Origin of the sequence: Actinoallomurus rhizosphaericola (assembly GCF_024055675.1) — a bacterium.
In the GTDB taxonomy this organism is placed as follows: domain Bacteria; phylum Actinomycetota; class Actinomycetes; order Streptosporangiales; family Streptosporangiaceae; genus Actinoallomurus; species Actinoallomurus soli.
Window position 1 is genome coordinate 117,358 of record NZ_JAMXMW010000017.1, and the last position, 18,528, is coordinate 135,885.

The window sequence follows — 18,528 nt, forward strand, 5'->3', positions numbered from 1 at the left end:
GGCCGGAGGAAGCGGAACACGCCGGGGAGCGGGATGATCCGCTCCTGCCGGCGGCGCGATACGGCAGGATCGGGGCGTGCCGGGCGGAGGGCCGACGCCGGGACCTGCGGCGTCGGTGGTGAAGGATGGGGCAGTGAGCGGGCGCGGCTGAGCCCGGTACAGGAGGGAGAGCAGTGAAGACATCCATGCGTCCGCGTCCGAGCGGCGGCCCGGACGCGGCCGGCCAGGGCCTCGGCCGCGTGGACACCCTACCCTCGCCGGACCGCGGCGCGTCGTGGATTCGCCGGTGCCTCGCCGCGCCGGTGCGTCACCCGTGGACGGTGACGCTGCTGCTCGGCGCTCTCGTCATCGCCCTCAACCTCCGGGGCCCGGATCTGCCGGCGCAGTACTTCCGGACCTGGGTGGCGCGCACCGCGGGTCTGGTGGCGTTCAACAACCAGTGGTACGACGGGCACAGCCTGCCGGGCTACAGCGTCCTCTTCCCGCCGATCGCCGCGGTCCTGGGGGCGCGGATCACCGGCCTGATCTCCTGCACCGTGATCACCTGGGCGGCCTGCAGGCTCCTGCCCGGCCCGCGCGACAGCGCGCAGACCTTCTTCCGCCTGGCGCTCGCCATCGGCATCGTCGGCGAGCTGATCATCGGCCAGCTGCCCTTCGCCCTCGGGCTGGCCTTCGGGCTGGCCGCGCTGCTCGCCGCGATCGAAGGCCTGCCGTTGCTGGTGCTCATGATGGCCGCCTGCTCGTCGCTGTCGAGTCCACTCGCCGGGTTGTTCCTGCTGCTGGCCGGCCTCAGCTGGGCCCCGCAGGCGGGCTGGCGGCGGGTCGCCCCGCTCGGCTCGGCCGCCCTGGGCATGTTCGTGTCCTTCGTGACCGGGGGCGGCAGCGGCCGGTTCCCGTTCCCCCTGGTCAACCTCCTCGGCGTCCTGCTGTTCAGCGCCCTGACCCTGGCCATCGCCCCGCGGAGCAGCACTCTCATCCGCCGCTTCGCGGTGATCTACGGTGGCCTCAGCGCCGCGCTGTTCGTGGTGCCCAACCCGGTCGGGGCGAACATCGCTCGCCTGGGCAGCACGCTCGCGCTGCCGGCGGCCGGCTACCTGCTGCTCCGCTATGGCCGGCGGCTGGTGCTGGCGCTGCTGATCGTGCCGCTGCTCAGCTGGCAGCTGGTGCCCGTGGCGACCGCCCTGGCCAACTCGGCCGGGGACCCGTCGTCCAACGCCTCGTACTACACGGGCCTGCAGTCGTTCCTGGCCACCCGGAGACCGGCGGCGGGCCGGCTCGAGGTCCCGTTCACCCGCGAACACTGGGAGACCGTGTTCCTCGCCCAGCGGTTCCCCATGGCGCGCGGCTGGGAGCGGCAGCTCGACCTTCACTACTCCCCCGCGCTCTACCGGCCGCTGACCGCGGAGGGCTACCGCGCCTGGCTGAACGCCAACGCCGTCGGCCTGGTCGCGCTGCCCGACGTCCCGCTCGACCGGGGCGGCCTCTCCGAGGCCGCGCTGCTCGCCGACCCGCCCTCCTACCTGCATGAAGTCTGGCACGACGCGCACTGGAAGGTCTGGGAGGTGGCCGACGCGGTCCCGCTCGCCTCGGGCCCCGCCACGCTGCGCACCCTCGAGGTCTCGTCGTTCATCCTGGACTTCCCGACGGCCGGCACCGAGACGGTCCGCATCCACGCCAACGACATGTGGGGCGTCGCCGACGGCGGCGCGGCCTGCCTCACGACCACGCCCGACGGCTGGTTCCAGGTGACGGCGCTGCGCCCCGGCCCGGTCCGCGTCCACGCCACCGTCCGCAACATCATCGACCGCGACACCCATCCGGAGTGCGCCTTCGCCGAGTCGCCCCACCCGGCGATGTCCGGCGGCTGAGCCCGGCGACCGCCTGCGGCCCGCGTCACGTGCGGCCCGCGTCACGTGCGGCCCCGGCTCGGCAAAGAACTCCGGGCACGAACTTGGCGCCACCCGCAGGAGACGCCGCGGGTGGAGTTCGTCCGCGCGGGTAGCGCTCGGGACATGGGGCCGTGGGGCAAGCGGGACGACATGGTGGTGCACCGGCGGGAACCGTTCAACGCCGAGCCGCCACGCCACGCCCTCGCCCGCCGCGTGCTGACCGATCCGGAGAGCTTCTACAGCCGCAACCACGGCCCGATCCCCCACATCGACGCCCGCGCCTGGCGGCTGCGCGTGGACGGCCTGGTGGAGCGCCCCCTCACCCTGTCGCTCGGCGACCTGCGCGAGCGGTTCGCCGAGCGGCAACTCCTCGCCACCGTGCAGTGCGCGGGTAACCGCCGGGCGGGCCTGCTCGACGTCCGTGACATCCCCGGTGAGGACCCGTGGGGGCCCGGCGCCACCTCCACCGCCCACTGGACCGGCGTGCTCCTGGCCGACGTGCTCGCCGCCGCCGGGGTACGACCCGGCGCGCGCCACGTCGCCTTCGCCGCCCCCGACGTCTCACCGCTGGCCGATCCGCCGCAGCCCTTCGGCGGCTCGATCCCGCTGGCCAAGGCGATCTCCGGTGAGGTCCTCCTGGCCTGGGGGATGGGCGGCCGGCCCCTGCACGACGTGCACGGAGCCCCCCTGCGCGTGATCGTCCCGGGATGGATCGGCGCGCGCAGCGTCAAGTGGCTGGAGCGCGTCACGGCGCAGGCCGAACCGTCGTCCAACTACTTCCAGGCCGTCGCCTACCGCATCCTGCCGCCGGACGCGGACCCCTCCCGGACGGGGCCGGAGGCGGGCATCCCGCTCGGCCCGGTCGGCCTCAACTGCGCCATCCTGGCGCCCGACGGCGGCACGCCGCTGCCGCCGGGCCCGACGCAGATCGCCGGTTACGCCTACGCCGGCGAGGACCGGACCGTGGCCCGGCTGGACGTCTCCCTGGACGGCGGCCGCACCTGGGCGCAGGCGCAGCTGGACGCGCCGCTGAGCCCCTGGACGTGGCAGGAGTGGCGCATCATCGTCGACCTGCCGGCCGGTGACACCGTCGTCACCGCCCGGGCCTGGGACTCCACCGGCGTGACGCAGCCGGAGTCGCCCGCGACGCTGTGGAATCCGAAAGGCTACGCCAACAACTCCTGGGACCGCGTCCGCCTCACGACGACCGGGGCTCAGTAGCCGTGGACCCCGTCCGGCCAGTGCAGCTCCACACCGGACCGCTCGAGCCGCGACTGGTATTCGGACAGCAGGTCGTCCTTCTCGCGGACGGCGTACGGCGTCGCGGACCGCTCCATGCAGAACGCCACCAGGGTGCCCGCGGCCTCGCCGATGTTCCACTCGACGGGGTGCAGGCGGTAGGCGCCGTTGCTGATGTGGGTGGTGCCGATGTTCTTGGCCGCGGCCACGAGGTTGCGCATGCGCCGGGGGATCAGGGCGCCGAGCGGGATCTCGAACGGCGAGCAGCCCACGTCGATGTAGTTGTCGCCGCCGGTCGAGGGGTGCAGGTCGATCCGGTACATGCCGACGCCGACCGAGTCCTCGTACCGGACCGCGCCCTTGTCGCCGCGTACGGCCAGGGACAGGTCCTGCTCAGGGACGGTGTAGAGCGCGCGGATGCGGCGCGACTCTCGGATGTAGGGGGCCTGGGCGAGGCCGTCGGCGCCTCCGGTGACGTCGCCGCGGAGCCGCAGCCCCGGATATCCGGTGCCGCCGTCCGGCCGCGGCGCCTCGGTCTGCATCCAGTACAGCGCGGAGCGGGACAGCTCGCGCGCGGCCTCGACGTGCCGGTCGGCGTCCGGGACGTCGATGATCGACCCATCGAAGTAGTCGATCATCGGCCAGTTCACCAGCGTGATGTCGCTGGCGTACGCGCCGTCCTCGAACAGGCCGCGCGCGGCGATCCGGCGGAACGACCACAGGTCCAGGTCGCCGCCGAAGCGCTGCTGGTCGCCCAGCACGGCCATCGGGTCGCCCTCGGGGTTCGGGGTGAAGGTCCGCTCGACCGGCTCGAGCGTGCGCGGGATCGGAGCCGACCACGACAGCAGGCGGTCGCCCCAGAACTCCGGCTGGTACGCGCGCCAGTAATCGTAGGTCTTCGGCCGCTCGATCGTGTGGTCGCCGTCCACGTGGTCCATGGCGAAGCAGACCGAGATGGCCTGCATGTTCTGCGGCTGTGCCTCTTCCGGAGCGCTGGGCTCGCCGGTGTCCGCCTGCGACTCGAAGCCCGTGACGTACTCGGTGCCGGTCAGCGGCAGCAGTTCGCCGGTCTCGGTGGCGTCGAGGACGAACCGCGCGGACACGGTCGTCCGCTCGCCGGTGTCGCGGTGCGCGAAGGTGACCGCGGTGACGAGGTCGCCCTCGGTGTCCGCGCCGACCGGCCGGTACGGCTGCAGGACGCGCAGCCGGCCGGAGCCGCGGTAGGGGGCGAGCATGGCCTCGATGACCGCCACGGCGACGCGGGGCTCGTGGCAGAGGCGGCTGACCCAGCCGGCGCCGGGATTGAGCTCGTCCCAGGCGCGGGCGCGGCCGGTCAGCGGGTAGTGGTTCCGGTAGTAGTCCCGGATTCCGTCGCGGAGCGCGCGGTAGCCGGCCGTGATGCCGAAGCGCTCGACCCAGCTGTGCTCGTCCGGGGGTACGGCCTGGCTGGTGAGCTGGCCGCCCAGCCAGTCGTACTCCTCGGTCAGCACGACCGAGGAGCCGGCCTTGGCCAGTGCGATCGCGGCGGCGACGCCGCCCAGACCTCCGCCCACGACAAGGGCATCGGTATGAATATCCATGAGGGGAAAGAACTCCTTGGAATGGCCGCCCGCGTGATCGGTGACGCCATCGGGACGAGGGATTGTCCGGCGAACGGGGCGGGGGATGTCATCCAGAGATGACATTCACAACGTCGAGCGTCACCCGGAGTATTCCCGGCCCGTCACCGCGGGTTACCGACATCGACCTGAGGTGATCGAGATGTCCTTCACCGCCGAGCCCGCCGAGCCCCACCCGCGGCCGGAGGAGGGCTTCCACCACGGACGCCTGGCGGTCCGTCTCTGCGATCCGGTGGTGGAGTCCGACCGCACGGGACTGCTGCGGTTCGACGGCCCGACGGCCGAGCTGCTGGCCATGGCGTACGTCCCGCCGCCGGTGAACGGGCGCCCGTACCGGCTCGTGGTGCTCCTGCACGGCGCCGGAGGGTCGGCGCGCCAGGGCCTGGATCTGCTGCTGCCCGCCGCGGACGACCACCGGCTCCTGCTCGTGGCGCCCAAGTCCGCCGCGAACACCTGGGACCTGATCGTCGACGGATTCGGGACCGACGTGCTGCGGCTGGACCGGGTGCTTGAGGAGATCTTCGACGCCTACCCGGTCGAACGCGTGATCGTCGGCGGATTCTCCGACGGCGCCTCGTACGCCCTGTCGATCGGACTGACCAACGGCGACCTGTTCGACGCCGTGGTCGCCTTCTCCCCCGGGTTCGCGACGCCGCTGGTCACGCACGGGACGCCGCGCGTGTTCGTCTCCCACGGGACGGGCGACCGGGTCCTGCGGATCGACGCCTGCAGCCGCCGGCTGGTCCCCGGCCTGCGGGCGCTGGGGTACCAGGTCACGTACGAGGAGTTCGACGGAGGCCACGAGGTGCCCGAGCCGATCGTCGACCGCGCGGTGTCCTGGATGCTGTCCGGAGGCGTTCCGGGCCGGGACCGCACTCCGGATCCGGAGGGCGCGCCGGGCCGGGACGGCACCGCGCAGGACGGGACGGCGCAGGACGGCACTCCGGATCGCGGAGGCGGGCCGGTCAGGCGGTGACCTGATCGAGGAGTTCCAGCAGGTGGTGGTAGGTCTCGCCGGTCGCGCGGGACAGGCCGATCTCGCAGGTCCGGTTGACCGAGGCGTGGGCGGCGAAGTCGCCGCGGGCCACCGACTCCGCCTCCGCGCGGGTCGCCGAGGCGGTCAGCTCCGGATGGAGCATGCCGCGGTCGCCGGCGAAGGCGCAGCACTGCCAGCCCTCCGGGACGACGACCTCCTCGGCGACCGCCTCGGCGATGCGGGCGATGTCCCGGTCCAGGCCGAGCCGCGTCGAGGAGCAGGTCGGGTGCAGGGCCAGTGAGCGCAGGCGGCGGGCCGCCGGCAGCCGGGGCAGGACGTGCTCGGCGACGAAGCTCACCGCGTCCACCACCGCGACGGCCGGACCTGCCGTGCCGGCGAGCCGGCGGAACCCCTCGGTGCAGGAGGCGGCGTCGCTGATCACCGGGATCCGGCCACCGTCCGTGGCGGCCAGCAGGGCCGCCCGCACCCTGCCGCGCATGACCTCGTACCCCTGGGTGAACCCCTTGGACGACCACGGGGTGCCACAGCACAGGTTCGCGATGTCCCCGGGCACGTGCAGGCGCAGGCCCGCCCGCTCGGTGAGGCGCCGCAGCGCGGCCATGACGCCCGGGCCGCCCTCGGCGGGGGCGAACATGGTGTTCAGGCAGGACGGCACGTACACGGCGTCGGCGTCCGGCGCCGGCGACGGCCGCCGGGGCTCGCCGCCGCGCGGCAGGTCGCGGCTCCACTCCGGGACGGTGTCCGGGTCGCCGATCCTGCGTGCCGCCCGCCCGGCCGCCTCGACGAGCCCCGGCGGGGCCGCCGCCGCCACGTCGAGCGCCTTGTCCATGGCCCGCGTCACCGCGCCCCAGTGGCCGGCGGCGGTCTTCCAGCCGGCCTGGGCGACCCGGCCGTGGCCCTCGGCGCGCAGGCGCTTGGTGAGGTCCCCGGTGTTGATCAGCACGGGGCAGGCGGTGGCGCACATGCCGTCCACGGCGCACGTCTCGACGGCGTCGTACTCGTACTCCGCCTCCAGCCGCCGCGCCAGTTCGTGGTCGCCCGCGGCGCGGGCGGCGGCGAGTTCGCGGCGCAGCACGATGCGCTGGCGCGGCGTCGTGGTGAGGTCGCGGCTGGGGCAGACGGGTTCGCAGTAGCCGCACTCGACGCATCGGTCGACCTCGGGCTCGACGGTGACGGCGGACTTGAGGTCGCGCAGGTGCGCCCGGGGGTCGTCGGTCAGCACGACTCCGGGGTTCAGCGTGTCACCCGGATCGCACAGCCGCTTGACCTCCCGCATCACCGCGTACAGTTCGTCGCCGTACTGACGCCGCACGAAGGGGGCCATGACGCGGCCGGTGCCGTGCTCGGCCTTGAGGGTGCCGCCGCGGCCGAGGACGGCGTCGACCATGTCCTCGGTGAAGTCCGCGTACCGCTGCAGGTCGGTGCCGAAGTGCTCGTTGAGCATGAAGTGCAGGTTGCCGTCCTTGGCGTGCCCGAAGACGACGCTGCGCTCGTACCGGTACTCGGCGAACAGCTCCGCGAGGTCGTCGCAGAGGTCGGCCAGCGCGGGCACGGGGACGGCGACGTCCTCCAGCAGCGCCGTCGTGCCGCTGGGACGGGCGCCGGCGACGGAGGCGTACAGGCCCTTGCGGATGTGCCACAGCGCCGCGCGTCCCTGAGCGTCCCCGCTGAGCCGTGCCGGAACGGCCAGGTCGAACGCGTCGAAGAGCCGCGCGGCCGCGCGCTCGCGGTCGGCGAGGACCTCGGGGTCGGACTCCTGCCACTCCACCAGCAGTGCCGCGTGGTCCTCCACGGTCAGCGCGCGCAGGACGTCCTCGGCCTTCGGGTCCTCCTGGGCGACGAGCAGGGACTCGGCGTCCAGGAGCTCGACGGCGGCCGGGCGCGCCGCGACGATCTCGGGCACGGCGGCCATCGCGGTGCGCAGCGTGGGGAAGACGAGCAGGCCGGTCGCCGCCAGGCGGTGCGCCGGGACCGTCCGCAGGACCGCCTCGGCGACGAAGGCGAGGGTGCCCTCGCTGCCGACGACGAGGTGGGCGAGGATCTGCGCGGGCGAGTCGTGGTCGAGGAAGCTGTTCAGCCCGTAGCCCATGGTGTTCTTCAGGGCGAACTGGGCCTTGATCCGGCGCACCGACTCGGGGTTGCCGCGGACGCGGTCCCGCAGGCGCTCCAGGCCCGCCGCGAGGTCGGGTTCGAGGGCGCGCAGGCGCGCGTCGGCGTCCGGCGCGCCGGTGTCGAGGACGGTCCCGCTCGGCAGCACGAGGACCATCGACTCCAGCGTCTCGTACGTGTTGGCGTGGGTGCCGCAGGTCATGCCGCTGGAGTTGTTGGCGACGACCCCGCCGATCGTGCAGGCCGCCTCGCTGGCCGGATCGGGTCCGAGCCTGCGGCCGTACGCGGCGAGTCTGGCGTTGACCTGCCGCAGCACGGCGCCCGGCTGGACCCGGACGCGGGCGCCGCCGTCGAGCACCTCGATGGCGCGGAAGTGCCGCCGGGTGTCGACCAGCAGGTGGTCGGTGACCGCCTGCCCGCTCAGGCTGGTGCCGCCGGACCGGAAGGTCAGCGGGAGACCGGCGCGCATCAGCGCGCCGACCTGCTCGGCGCTGCGGGGCACGAGGACGGCCTGCGGGGTCAGCAGGTAGTGCGACGCGTCGTGGGCGACGCCCAGCCGGTCGCTCACCCGCGAACGGGTGATCCCCGGCACCGCGGCCTCGACCGCCGCGAGGACGGCGGGATCCGGCGCGGGCAGCCTCGGCGTTCCTTGGGTGCGGGTGGCGCTCATGCTTCCTTCGTCCGATGGGTGGTCGCCTACCGGCGTGGACGGAAGAGGCCTGTTTCGGCCCGAATGTCCAGCATAGGGGCGGCCCCCGGGTCGGCGGGCCGCCGGATCCGTCGGCTCGCGGATCATCCCCGCGCTACCCAGAATTCGACCTTCAGCCGCTTTCCGGGTCTTTTGGGGTGATCCAGTATTCCGTAAGATACCGACGCTGTTGATCAATTTCAGGTGATCAATTAACCGGGACGACCGGTACCGAGGAGGCGTCGTGACGCACGGAGTTCGACGGGGATGGGCCGCGGGCGCCGCGGCCCTCACTCTGCTGGCGACGACCGGGACGGCGGCGCGCGCGGCCACGCCCGGCACGGCGCCCGGACCCGCCGAGGCCGGTCGTTCCGCCGGCCGGCCCGCGACGACGGCCTCGCTGCCGCTCGGTCCCGGTGGTCTGGCCGAGACCCGCACCACGCAGGACGTGGCCCCGGGCGTCACCCTCACGACCATCACGCGCGGCCGGGTGTCGCCCGACGACCACTGGACCATCGAGGTCGGCATCCCCACCTCCTCCGACGTCCCGCCGTCACCCGACCCGGACGCCGTCACGGCGGTGGTGGGAACCCACACGGCGGCCGACGCGGTCGTCGCCCAGCTGACGGCGGCCGGCTGGACCGGCCAGGCGCAGCCGGTGTCCACGCCCGCGTTCGCCGACGTCGAGGCCGGCGTGATCGGCTACCGGGTGCGGGTCGGCCGGTACGCCACCCAGGACGCCGCCAACGCCGCCGCCAAGAAGCTGAAGGCGGCGAACTTCAAGCCGTCGGTGGTCTACACCGGCTTCGACGGCGACTCGACCACCGGGCCCTGGGTCGTCCGCGCCCTGACCGTCGACTTCCACCGGTTCCACGGCAGCGTCGCCGAGTCGCACGACGCCACGCTCGCGGGCCGCCGGACGACCACCCAGATCGCCCAGGACACCGGAGCCCTCGCCGCCGTGAACGGCGGGTTCTTCGTGATCTCCGAGAGCGACGGGGTGCCCGGCGACACGGCCGGCATCGTCGTGGAGCACGGCAGGCTGCTGCACGACGCGACCAACGGCCGGGTGGCGGCGATCCTGCGGGACGGCGGCCGCCGGGTCGAGCTGAAGAAACTGTGGACGAGCATCGAGCTGGTCGACGAACACGGCCGCACGCACCGGGTCGAAGGACTTAACCGCACGCCCGGAGTGATCCGCGACTGCGGCGGCGACGCGGAGGACAGCCCGACGTCCCTCCCCCGGCACGACGTCACCTGCACGGACCCGAACGAGCTGGCGGTGTTCACGCCGGAGTTCGGCGGGCCGCTGCCGACCGGGCCCGGCACCGAGGCGGTGCTGGACGCCCACGGCACGGTCGTGTCCACCGGCCCGCGCACCGCCACGTCGGTGCCCGCCGGGGGCCGGGTGATCGAGGCGATCGGCACGGAGGCGTCCTGGCTCGGCGAGCACGCGATCGTCGGGCACCGGCTGCGGCTCCGCACGAAGGTCACCGGACCCGGCGGCCGGCCCGTCGACTTCGGGCCGAACGACTCGGTCGTCAACGGCGGCCCGCAGCTGGTCACCGACGGCCGGGTCGCCATCGCCCCGCAGGCCGACGGGCTGGTCCACCCGGGCGACCCGTCCTTCTACTACGGCTGGGTCCTGCGCCGTAATCCCCGCACCATGATCGGCACCGACCGGCGCGGACGACTCCTGCTGGTCGAGGCGGACGGCCGGCAGGCGTCCCTCAGCCAGGGCCTGTCCATCGCCGAGGCCGGCCAGGTGATGAAGAGCCTCGGCGCGGTCCAGGCGATGAACCTCGACGGCGGCGGCTCGACGACGATGGTCGTCGGCGGCCAGATGATCAACTCGCCGTCGGACGCCACCGGTCAGCGTCCCGTCGGCGACGCCGTCGTCGTCCTGCCGTCGCGCCGCCGGCCGTAGGTCCCGTCGCGCCACACGGAGCCGCTCGCCGGTGCCGCCCGGCCCGCTCGTCCCGTCCGGCGGCGTACGGCCCCGCATCCGGCCGGCACGCCTTACCCACTGTCAGACGGATGGGGAAGTCTTTACGATTGGCCCTCGGCTCGGCTTTCCTTATCGCCGCGGCGGGCGGCCAGTGGGGTGATCGATGGTTCGGGAGGCGCAGCCGGGGCAGGCCATCGGGGGTCGCTACCGGCTCGACGAGGTGCTGGCGGCAGGCGGGTTCGGGCGGGTCTGGCGAGCATGGGACCAGCTCCTTCAGGTCACGGTCGCCGTCAAGGAGGTGCTGCTGCACCCGGCGCTGCCGCCCGCCATGCGCGCTCAGTTCCTGGAGCGCGCCGAACGCGAGGCCCGTAACGCCGCGAAGCTTCGCGACCATCCGCACATCGTCACCGTCCACGATGTCGTGATCGACGGAGACGCCCCCTGGATCGTCATGCAGTTCGTCGTGGGCCACTCGCTGGAGGACCACGTCAAGCGGTACGGGCCGCTCTCCGTGAACGAGACGGCACGGCTGGCCAAAGCGCTCCTGAAAGCACTCGGCGCGGCGCACGAGGCCGGGATCATCCACCGTGACGTCAAGCCCGCCAACGTCATGATGGCCGACAACGGCTCCATCCTGCTCACCGACTTCGGCATCGCCGTCGCGCGCAACGACCGGTCGCTCACCGCGCCCGGGACCTTCATCGGCACGATGAACTACCTCGCCCCGGAGCGCGCCCGTGGCCTCGACGGGCAGGCGCCGAGCGACCTGTTCTCCCTCGGCGCGACCCTCTACTACGCGCTCGAACGTGTCCCCCCGTTCCACCGCGACACCACGGACGAGACCCTGTCCGCGATCATCGCGGAGGATCCACCGGCGCCTGAACGCGCCGGGCGACTGGAACCGCTCATCATGGCGCTGATGAGAAAGACGCCGGACAGGCGCCCGTCCGTCGCCGACGCGTTCCGTCTGCTCGACCGCTCGAAGGCCGCCGGCAAGAGCGGTACGTCCGGGAAGAACACGAACGGAGGGAAGACCGCGAAGACGAAACGGCTGACCGTGCCCGCGCCTGCCCGCCCTCCGGCGAAGAAGCCCAAGTCGGCGAAGCCACCGCTGAAGGAACCCGCACCCGCGAAGCCCTTGCCGAAGAGCACCGGGCCCGCGAAGCCATCGGCGAAGACCTCGGACACCCCGAAACCGCAGACCACGCCCCAGGAACAAGAGGGCTCGAACGACCCGACGAGCTGGATCGTCGCCCTGTGCATCGCCGCCGTCGTGGCGGTCCTGCTCTACCACGGCGACCGCGGTTTCTCCGTCTGGGCCACCGAGAGGCTCAACCTCTCCAGCTCCATATCGTCCGCCAAGGCCGGAGACTGCCTTCACTACATCAAGCGCAAGAGCACCTGGGTCAAGGCCTCCTGCTGGTCGGCGGCCACCGAGTACAAGGTGATGACCCGCGGTATCGGCCTGCCCCGGGTGTCCTCCACGTCCCGGTGCGACCCCGCCTGGACCGAGGTGGACATCAACGTGTGGTTCTTCTGCGTCACGGCGAAGTGAAACCGGTGTTCCCGCTGAGGCTCTGCACCACGCGGCCGCCGAGCGTACGGCGGACGGTGATCACCGTGGCGTCGCCCACCCGGGCGCCGGCCCTCCCGGGGCCGCGCGCCGGCACGCCGTCGCTTAGCGTGGTGACATGTCCGAGACGCCGGTCCACGGCGCGCACGGCAGGCCGCCCACCCGCGCGGAGCGCTGGGCGGCGTTCAAGCGGTCGCCGTTCCTGCCCGCGACCGTGCTGGTGCTGATCATCTCGGCCGCCGCCGGGCTGTTCGCGGGCTCCTACACCTACTCCATGGCGAACCCCACGCCGCACTCGATCCCGGTGGCGATCGTGGGGAACTACCAGCCGGCGCGCGCCAAGGCGTTCATCGGGGGGCTGGAGAAGGCGCTGAACGCCTCCGTCCGGATCTACCCGTACGAGAGCCGGGAGGCGGCCGTCGACGCGGTGGACGCCCAGAAGGTCTTCGCGATCCTCGACTTCCGCGACTCCGGCCGGGTCGTCACCGTCGACGTGGCCGGGGCGTCGGGCGCCTCGGTCGCCCAGCTGCTGGAGCAGACCACGCCGGAGGTGGGCCGGGCCACGGGCGTCTCGGTCACGGTACGGGACGTCAAGCCGCTACAGCGCGGCGATCCGCGCGGCCTGGCCGTGTTCTACGTCTCGATCGCCGCGGTGATCCTCGGGTTCGTCGGCGCGGTCCAACTCAGCGCGCACGCGGAGGCACTGGCGCCGCTGGAGCGGATCGGCTTCACGGTGGCGTACTCGGTGCTCGGCGGGTTCGTCATCGTGGCGATCGTGAACTGGCTCCTGGGCGCGCTGCGCCTGCCCTTCGGTCAGTCCTGGCCGATCCTGTCGTTCACGATGTTCACCTGCGGCATGGTGTTCACGATGTTCAAGACCCTGTTCGGGCGCTGGGCGATGCTGCCGACGTGGAGCCTGATGGTCCTGCTCGGCAACCCGTCCTCGGGAGGCGCGGTCTCCTGGGCACTCCTGCCCTCGCCGCTCGGCACGATCGGCCGCTGGCTGCCGCCGGGCGCGTCGGTCAACGCCCAGCACACGGCGATCTACTTCCGCCACCACCAGCACGTGTTCCCGTTCCTCGTCCTCGCGGGCTGGTCGCTCGTCTCCTGCGCCGTGTTCTGGTTCTGGCGGCACCGCCACCCGGGAGGCCGCGGGAGAAGGCCCGCTCACGCGGCGGCGTGAGACCGCCCTCCGTCTCGCCGGTCAGCCCCGCGGGGATCGGAGCTCGGCCATGATCCGGTCGAGGACCGCCAGGTCCTCGGGAGCGAGGTCGAGGAGGGAGCGCGGCGGCCGGGCCAGGATGCGCTCGGCCTGCTCGGCGGCCGCGACCCCGGCCGGGGTCAGGGTGACGATCTTGCAGCGGCGGTCGTCGGGATGGACGCTGCGTTCGACGAACCCGCGCCGCTCCAGGTCGTCGACGACCAGGGTGGTGTAGGGCTTCTCGGTCGCCAGCCTGGCGGTCAACTCGCGCATGGTGAGCGGACCGGGCAGGAGCCGGCGCAGTGCCTTGGCGCGGAAGAAGCTCATCCCGAGTGTTTCGGCGACCTCCTTGCGCCGGTCCTCCTGCTTCAGGACGAGCGAGCACATCGCCGCCCAGACGCGGGCGACCGCGTCCGCGTCGGCGACGGCGGTGGAGGCCGCGTCGCGCGGCACCCCGGACCTGTCGTTCATGGGCCCATCCTTCGTCAGAGGAGCGGTCGAAGCCGGCTCACGCAGTCTCCGCCGTTTCGGTCGAGCCGTGGATGAGCCGCTCTGCCGTGCGCTCGGCGGTCCGCCTGGCCCGGCGACCGGTGGTGAGGATACCGAGCAGGAGGATCGCGGCGCCGCAGCCGACGGCGACCCACCAGCCGACGTGGCTGGCGGCCGGGATCCCCGTGCGCAGCGGCCCGTGCACGGTGGACATGGCGAGGGAGCCGATGACGGCGACGCCGAGCGACTGGCCGATCTGCCGGCTGGTGGACGCGACCGCGGCGGCGACACCCGCCTGCGACCGCGGCATGCCGGAGACGGCGGTGTTGGTGATCGGCGCGTTGAGCATGCCGAAGCCGAGGCCGAACAGCACGTACGCGACCATGAGCCGCCAGACCGGGGTGTGCGCGGTGAGGCCGGTCAGCAGCAGGGCGCTGAGCCCGATGGCGGTGCCGGCGACGGCCAGGGGCAGCCGCGGGCCGGAACTTCCCACGATCCGCCCGGACAGCGGCGCGCACACCGCCGTCAGCCCGGCCATCGGCAGGGTGAACAGGCCGGCGTGCAGCGCGGTACGGCCGAGCGCGTCCTGCAGGTAGAGCGTGTTGAGGAACAGGAAGCCGCCCAGCGCGGCGAAGCCGCAGATCGCGATGACGGTCGCTCCCGCGAACGGCGCGCTGCGGAAGAACCGCGGGTTGATCAGCGGTTCGGCGCGGCGCAGTTCGTACGCGACGAGGCAGGCCAGGACGAGGGCGGCCCCGGCGAAGCAGCCCAGAGTCTGCGCGGAGGCCCATCCGGCGGATGGCGCCTCGATGATGCCGTAGGTGAGCCCGGCGAGCAGCGCGCAGATCAGGATCTGGCCGACCGGGTCCATCGGGCGGGCGCGCGGCGCACGCGACTCGGGAACGAAGAGCGCGCACAGGACGATCGCGAGCAGGCCCACGGGGATGTTGATCCAGAAGATCGCCTGCCATCCGGCCGAGGCGACCAGCGCGCCGCCCACGACCGGGCCCATGGCCATGCTGAGACCGACGACGCCGCCCCAGATCCCGATGGCCCGCGCGCGTTCCCGCGGGTCGGTGAACGTGTTGGTGATGATGGACATGGCCACCGGGTTCATCATCGAACCGCCGACGGCCTGGATCACACGCGCGGCGACCAGCCAGCCGAGGCTCGGGGAGAGTGAGCACAGCAGCGAGCCGAGCGTGAACAGCGCGAGGCCCGTCTGGAAGGTGCGGCGCCGGCCGACGCGGTCCGCCGTGGAGCCGGACAGCATGAGGAGCGCGGCGAGCACGACGGTGTAGGCGTCGATGATCCACTGCAGGCCGGAGACGGAGGCGTGCAGATCGTGCTGCATCGACGGCAGCGCGATGTTCACGATCGTGTTGTCCAGGCCGACGATGAACAGGCTCATGCAGCAGATCCCCAGGATGAGCCAGCGCCGGCGCCCGCCCGCCTCCTGGCGAGGTGTACCGCTACGAACCGCAACACCATCAGTTATAGACATATAACCATTATTACCGCTAACTAACTGCACCGGGACCGCAGGGGTCGACGGAGGCACGGGAGGACGTACGAGAGGCCGGCCGCGCCGTCCTGGAGGCGCCGGTCAGAGGTGGTGACGCAGGCGAAGGGCGGCCGGGAAGGGGGCCAGGTAGGTCTGGTCCGCCGCCCAGGCGATGCCCTCTCCGCGGGCGTGGTGGCTCAGCAGCGCGACGGGGAGGCTGAGCGGGGCGTCGCCGCGGCGGTACTCCTCGATGCTCGCGACGATGTCGTGTCTCCGCGTGTCGTCGAGGACCTCGCCGATCTGGCCGAACACGTGCTGGAGCGCGTTCGCGTTGCGGCCCCGCGTGGCCTTGCGGGCCAGCGCGGCGTCGAACAGCGCACGGTAGGCGGCCTCACTCTCCTCGCGGGGCCGGTCGCCGGCCCGGGCGACGACCCGCCCCGCCAGCCGGTAACCGGCGGGATCGTGCGCGAGGATCTGGACCTTGTGGCGGGTGTGGAAGGCGACCAGGTCACGCGGGCGCCAGTCGCCCGCGAAGAGCTCCCGCAGGCGGGCACGCGCGAACACCCGCTCGACGAACGCCTCCCGGAGCCCGGCGTCGTTCAGCCGGCCCTCGTCCTCCACCGGCAGCAGCGGGTCCGCGTCGATCAGCCGCGCCGCGTAGACGCCGCGACCGCGCCGGTCGGCGGGCCGCCCGTCCCCGGCGTAGCGCGGGATGCCCCGGACGCCGCAGCTCGGCGACCTGGCCTTGAACACCTGGCCGTCGAGGCCCGAGGCCAGCGGCAGGGCGGCCATCGCGGCGGTGTGGTCGGCGGCCGAACTCCGGCCGACCAGGCGGTCGTCGGCCGTCAGCCGCAGCGTCTCGCGCGGGGTCCCCAGGCCGATCTCCATCTCCGGGCAGAACGGCACCCAGTCAACGTAGGGAGCGAGCTCGTCGGTGAGGAAGCGGCAGCGGCTGTGGCCGCCGTTGTAGCGGACCGGATCGCCGAGCAGACAGCTCGACACCCCGATCCGCGGCCGGCCGACCGCGTCACACTCGAGCGCCGCCATACGCCCACTGTATTCGGACCGTGACGGAGCCCCCGGCCGGTTCCCGCCGGACCCGCCTTCTACTATGCTTGTAGTAGTTCCCTCCGGATAGGCTCCGCATGCTCGTCTCCCTGCTGTTCGGCAGCGCCGCCCTGGCGCTCCTGTGGTACCTCCAGCTCGCCCCGATGTTCGTAGCCCGGCGGGAGCGGGGTCACAGGGCCACGACCGGCCGCGATCTGCCATCGGACGTCCCCCGCCCCGGAGGAGGAGGGCCGAACGCCGACTGAGCGCCGGCCGGGAGCCCCCGGGAAAGGCCGTGAGCGGCCGGCCGGGAACGAGGGCGATGCCGAGCCGATCCGGCCGCTGCATCCCGCGATGTAGGCCTACATCGCGCGGTGGACCTTCGTGACCTGCCGGATTCCTCCGTGAGGGCGACGATCCGGCGCGGTCCGATCCCTACCGTTTCCCCGTGACACCGTTGAACCTTCCGAAGGACCGATGATGATCGAGGCCAGAGGCCTGACCAAGCGCTACGGCGAGAAGACCGCGGTGAACGACCTGTCGTTCACCGTTGAACCCGGGATCGTCACGGGATTCCTGGGCCCCAACGGCGCGGGCAAGTCCACGACGATGCGCATGATCCTCGGCCTGGACCGGCCGTCCTCCGGCTCGGTGACGGTCAACGGCCGCTCGTACGCCGAGCATGCGGCACCGCTGCACGAGGTGGGCGCGCTGCTGGAGGCCAAGGCCATCCACACGGGCCGGACCGCCTACAACCACCTGCTCGCGCTGGCCGCGACCACCGGCATCCCGCGCCGCCGGGTCGATGAGGTCATCGACCTGGTCGGCCTGCGCGAGGTCGCCCGCAAGCGCGCCGGAGGCTTCTCCCTCGGCATGGGCCAGCGCCTCGGCATCGCGTCCGCGCTGCTGGGAGACCCCAAGACGCTGATCCTGGACGAGCCGGTCAACGGCCTGGATCCCGAGGGCATCCTGTGGATCCGCAACCTGCTCAAGGACCTGGCCGCCGAAGGGCGTGCCGTCTTCGTGTCCTCCCACCTCATGAGCGAGATGGCCCTGACCGCCGAGCACCTCATCGTCATCGGCCGGGGCCGGCTCATCGCCGACACCTCCGTCACCGACTTCATCGAGCGCGCGTCGACGGGCCGGGTCAAGGTCCGCTCCCCCCAGGCCGCCCGGCTGCGGGATCTGCTCGCCGGCCCGGACGTCACGGTGTCGGCCACCGAGGAGGGCACTCTGTTCGTCAGCGGGCTGACCAGCGACCAGATCGGCCAGATCGCGTCGGACAACGGCGTCACGCTCTTCGAGCTGGCTCCGCAGCAGGCCTCGCTGGAGGAGGCGTTCATGGAGCTGACCGGCGACTCCGTCGAGTACCGGGCACCCGCCCGCACCGCAGAGAGGTCCGCCGCATGACCACCGCCACCACGACCGTCCCGCCCGGCAGCGTCACCCAGGTCCGGGTGCTGAACTCCGAATGGATCAAGCTCAGGACCCTGCGCTCGACCTTCTGGTCGCTGTTCGCCGCGATCGTCGCGACCATCGGCCTCGGCATGCTCTTCAGCTGGGGCTTCGCCACCCGCGTCGGTGACCACCACCACCCCATCGGCGACGCCGCGACCATGGCGGTGACCGTCCCGCTGCGGCCGTACGTCATCGCCCAGCTCGCGGTCGGTGTGCTCGGCGTGATGGTGATCACCGGTGAGTACTCCACCGGCATGATCCGTGCCACGCTGTCCGCGGTGCCCGGCAGGCTCCCCGTGCTGTGGGCCAAGGCCGCCGTCTTCAGCGTGGTCGTGCTGGTCCTGATGGAGATCGTCTCGTTCGTGACCTTCCTCGGCGGCCAGGCGATCCTGTCCTCCCAGCACATCCAGGCCACGCTCTCGTCTCCCCAGGCGCTGCGAATCGTCACCGGGGTCGGGCTCTACCTCACGGTCGTCGGTCTCCTCGGCACCGCCCTCGGCACCATCATCCGCAGCACCGCCGGAGCCATCGCGGCGCTGTTCGGCATCCTGCTGGTCCTGCCGGTCCTGGGCGAGGTCCTCAACCTGACGTCCTGGGGCAAGCACATCACGCCGTACCTGCCGAGCAACGCCGGCGGCGACCTGCTCACGAACGCGCCCGATCCCGGGTCGCTCGGCCCGTGGACGGGCTTCGGGGTCTTCGTCCTCTACACCGTCATCGCCATGGCGGTCGCCGCGTACCTGCTCAAGCGCCGGGACGCCTGACCC

14 protein-coding genes are annotated in these 18,528 nt (G+C 72.7%); 9 read left to right on the forward strand and 5 right to left on the reverse strand.

Features of this window, described 5'->3' with window-relative positions; genetic code table 11:
- Positions 1-173 precede the first annotated feature (173 nt).
- Positions 174-1,868, forward strand: a complete 1,695-nt coding sequence (locus NE234_RS32015) for a hypothetical protein (RefSeq protein ID WP_252784604.1) — start codon at positions 174-176, stop codon at positions 1,866-1,868.
- 111 nt (positions 1,869-1,979) lie between these two features.
- Entirely contained in the window at positions 1,980-3,110 is a 1,131-nt protein-coding gene (locus tag NE234_RS32020; protein WP_252784605.1) for a sulfite oxidase, read from the forward strand.
- On the opposite strand, the gene NE234_RS32025 is transcribed toward NE234_RS32020, so the two are convergent.
- Positions 3,104-4,708: an FAD-dependent oxidoreductase gene (locus NE234_RS32025; RefSeq protein ID WP_252784606.1), complete on the reverse strand. Its 1,605-nt coding sequence runs from the start codon at positions 4,706-4,708 to the stop codon at positions 3,104-3,106. The genes NE234_RS32020 and NE234_RS32025 overlap by 7 nt on opposite strands.
- Before the next feature lie 181 nt (positions 4,709-4,889).
- On the opposite strand from NE234_RS32025, the gene NE234_RS32030 reads away from it, so the two are divergent.
- A complete protein-coding gene (locus NE234_RS32030) occupies positions 4,890-5,723 on the forward strand; it encodes an alpha/beta hydrolase (protein ID WP_252784607.1) in 834 nt (277 codons plus the stop codon).
- Here the strand turns inward: NE234_RS32030 and NE234_RS32035 are convergent.
- The gene (locus NE234_RS32035) at positions 5,713-8,523 is read right to left on the reverse strand and encodes an FAD-binding and (Fe-S)-binding domain-containing protein (RefSeq protein WP_252784608.1); all 2,811 of its coding nucleotides are present in this window, start codon (positions 8,521-8,523) and stop codon (positions 5,713-5,715) included. The two genes, NE234_RS32030 and NE234_RS32035, sit on opposite strands and share 11 nt — an antisense overlap.
- 262 nt (positions 8,524-8,785) lie before the next feature.
- Between NE234_RS32035 and NE234_RS32040 the strand changes: the two genes are divergently transcribed.
- The 3 genes from NE234_RS32040 to NE234_RS32050 all read left to right on the forward strand — a co-directional run bounded on the left by NE234_RS32040 (position 8,786) and on the right by NE234_RS32050 (position 13,245).
- A complete protein-coding gene (locus tag NE234_RS32040) occupies positions 8,786-10,468 on the forward strand; it encodes a phosphodiester glycosidase family protein (protein ID WP_252784609.1) in 1,683 nt (560 codons plus the stop codon).
- A 184-nt stretch (positions 10,469-10,652) separates the two neighbouring features.
- Positions 10,653-12,044, forward strand: coding sequence for a serine/threonine-protein kinase (locus NE234_RS32045; RefSeq protein WP_252784610.1), 1,392 nt, complete (start codon positions 10,653-10,655; stop codon positions 12,042-12,044).
- Between the two features lie 136 nt (positions 12,045-12,180).
- A complete protein-coding gene (locus NE234_RS32050; protein WP_252784611.1) occupies positions 12,181-13,245 on the forward strand; it encodes an ABC transporter permease in 1,065 nt (354 codons plus the stop codon).
- 21 nt (positions 13,246-13,266) lie between these two features.
- Here the strand turns inward: NE234_RS32050 and NE234_RS32055 are convergent, their stop codons facing one another.
- The 3 genes from NE234_RS32055 to NE234_RS32065 form a co-directional block, all read right to left on the reverse strand.
- A complete protein-coding gene (locus NE234_RS32055; RefSeq protein ID WP_252784612.1) occupies positions 13,267-13,734 on the reverse strand; it encodes a MarR family winged helix-turn-helix transcriptional regulator in 468 nt (155 codons plus the stop codon).
- A gap of 37 nt (positions 13,735-13,771) precedes the next feature.
- Positions 13,772-15,163: an MFS transporter gene (locus NE234_RS32060; RefSeq protein WP_252784613.1), complete on the reverse strand. Its 1,392-nt coding sequence runs from the start codon at positions 15,161-15,163 to the stop codon at positions 13,772-13,774.
- Between the two features lie 195 nt (positions 15,164-15,358).
- Positions 15,359-16,303: a DUF523 and DUF1722 domain-containing protein gene (locus NE234_RS32065; RefSeq protein WP_252784614.1), complete on the reverse strand. Its 945-nt coding sequence runs from the start codon at positions 16,301-16,303 to the stop codon at positions 15,359-15,361.
- 98 nt (positions 16,304-16,401) lie between these two features.
- On the opposite strand from NE234_RS32065, the gene NE234_RS32070 reads away from it, so the two are divergent.
- The 3 genes from NE234_RS32070 to NE234_RS32080 all read left to right on the forward strand — a co-directional run bounded on the left by NE234_RS32070 (position 16,402) and on the right by NE234_RS32080 (position 18,525).
- A complete protein-coding gene (locus NE234_RS32070; RefSeq protein ID WP_252784615.1) occupies positions 16,402-16,569 on the forward strand; it encodes a hypothetical protein in 168 nt (55 codons plus the stop codon).
- 214 nt (positions 16,570-16,783) lie between these two features.
- Positions 16,784-17,713 carry an ABC transporter ATP-binding protein gene (locus NE234_RS32075; protein WP_252784616.1) on the forward strand — a complete coding sequence of 310 codons (930 nt, stop codon included), beginning with the start codon at positions 16,784-16,786 and terminating at the stop codon, positions 17,711-17,713.
- Positions 17,710-18,525, forward strand: a complete 816-nt coding sequence (locus NE234_RS32080; RefSeq protein WP_252784617.1) for an ABC transporter permease subunit — start codon at positions 17,710-17,712, stop codon at positions 18,523-18,525. Before NE234_RS32075 ends, NE234_RS32080 begins: the two co-directional genes overlap by 4 nt.
- The last annotated feature ends 3 nt before the right edge of the window (positions 18,526-18,528 follow it).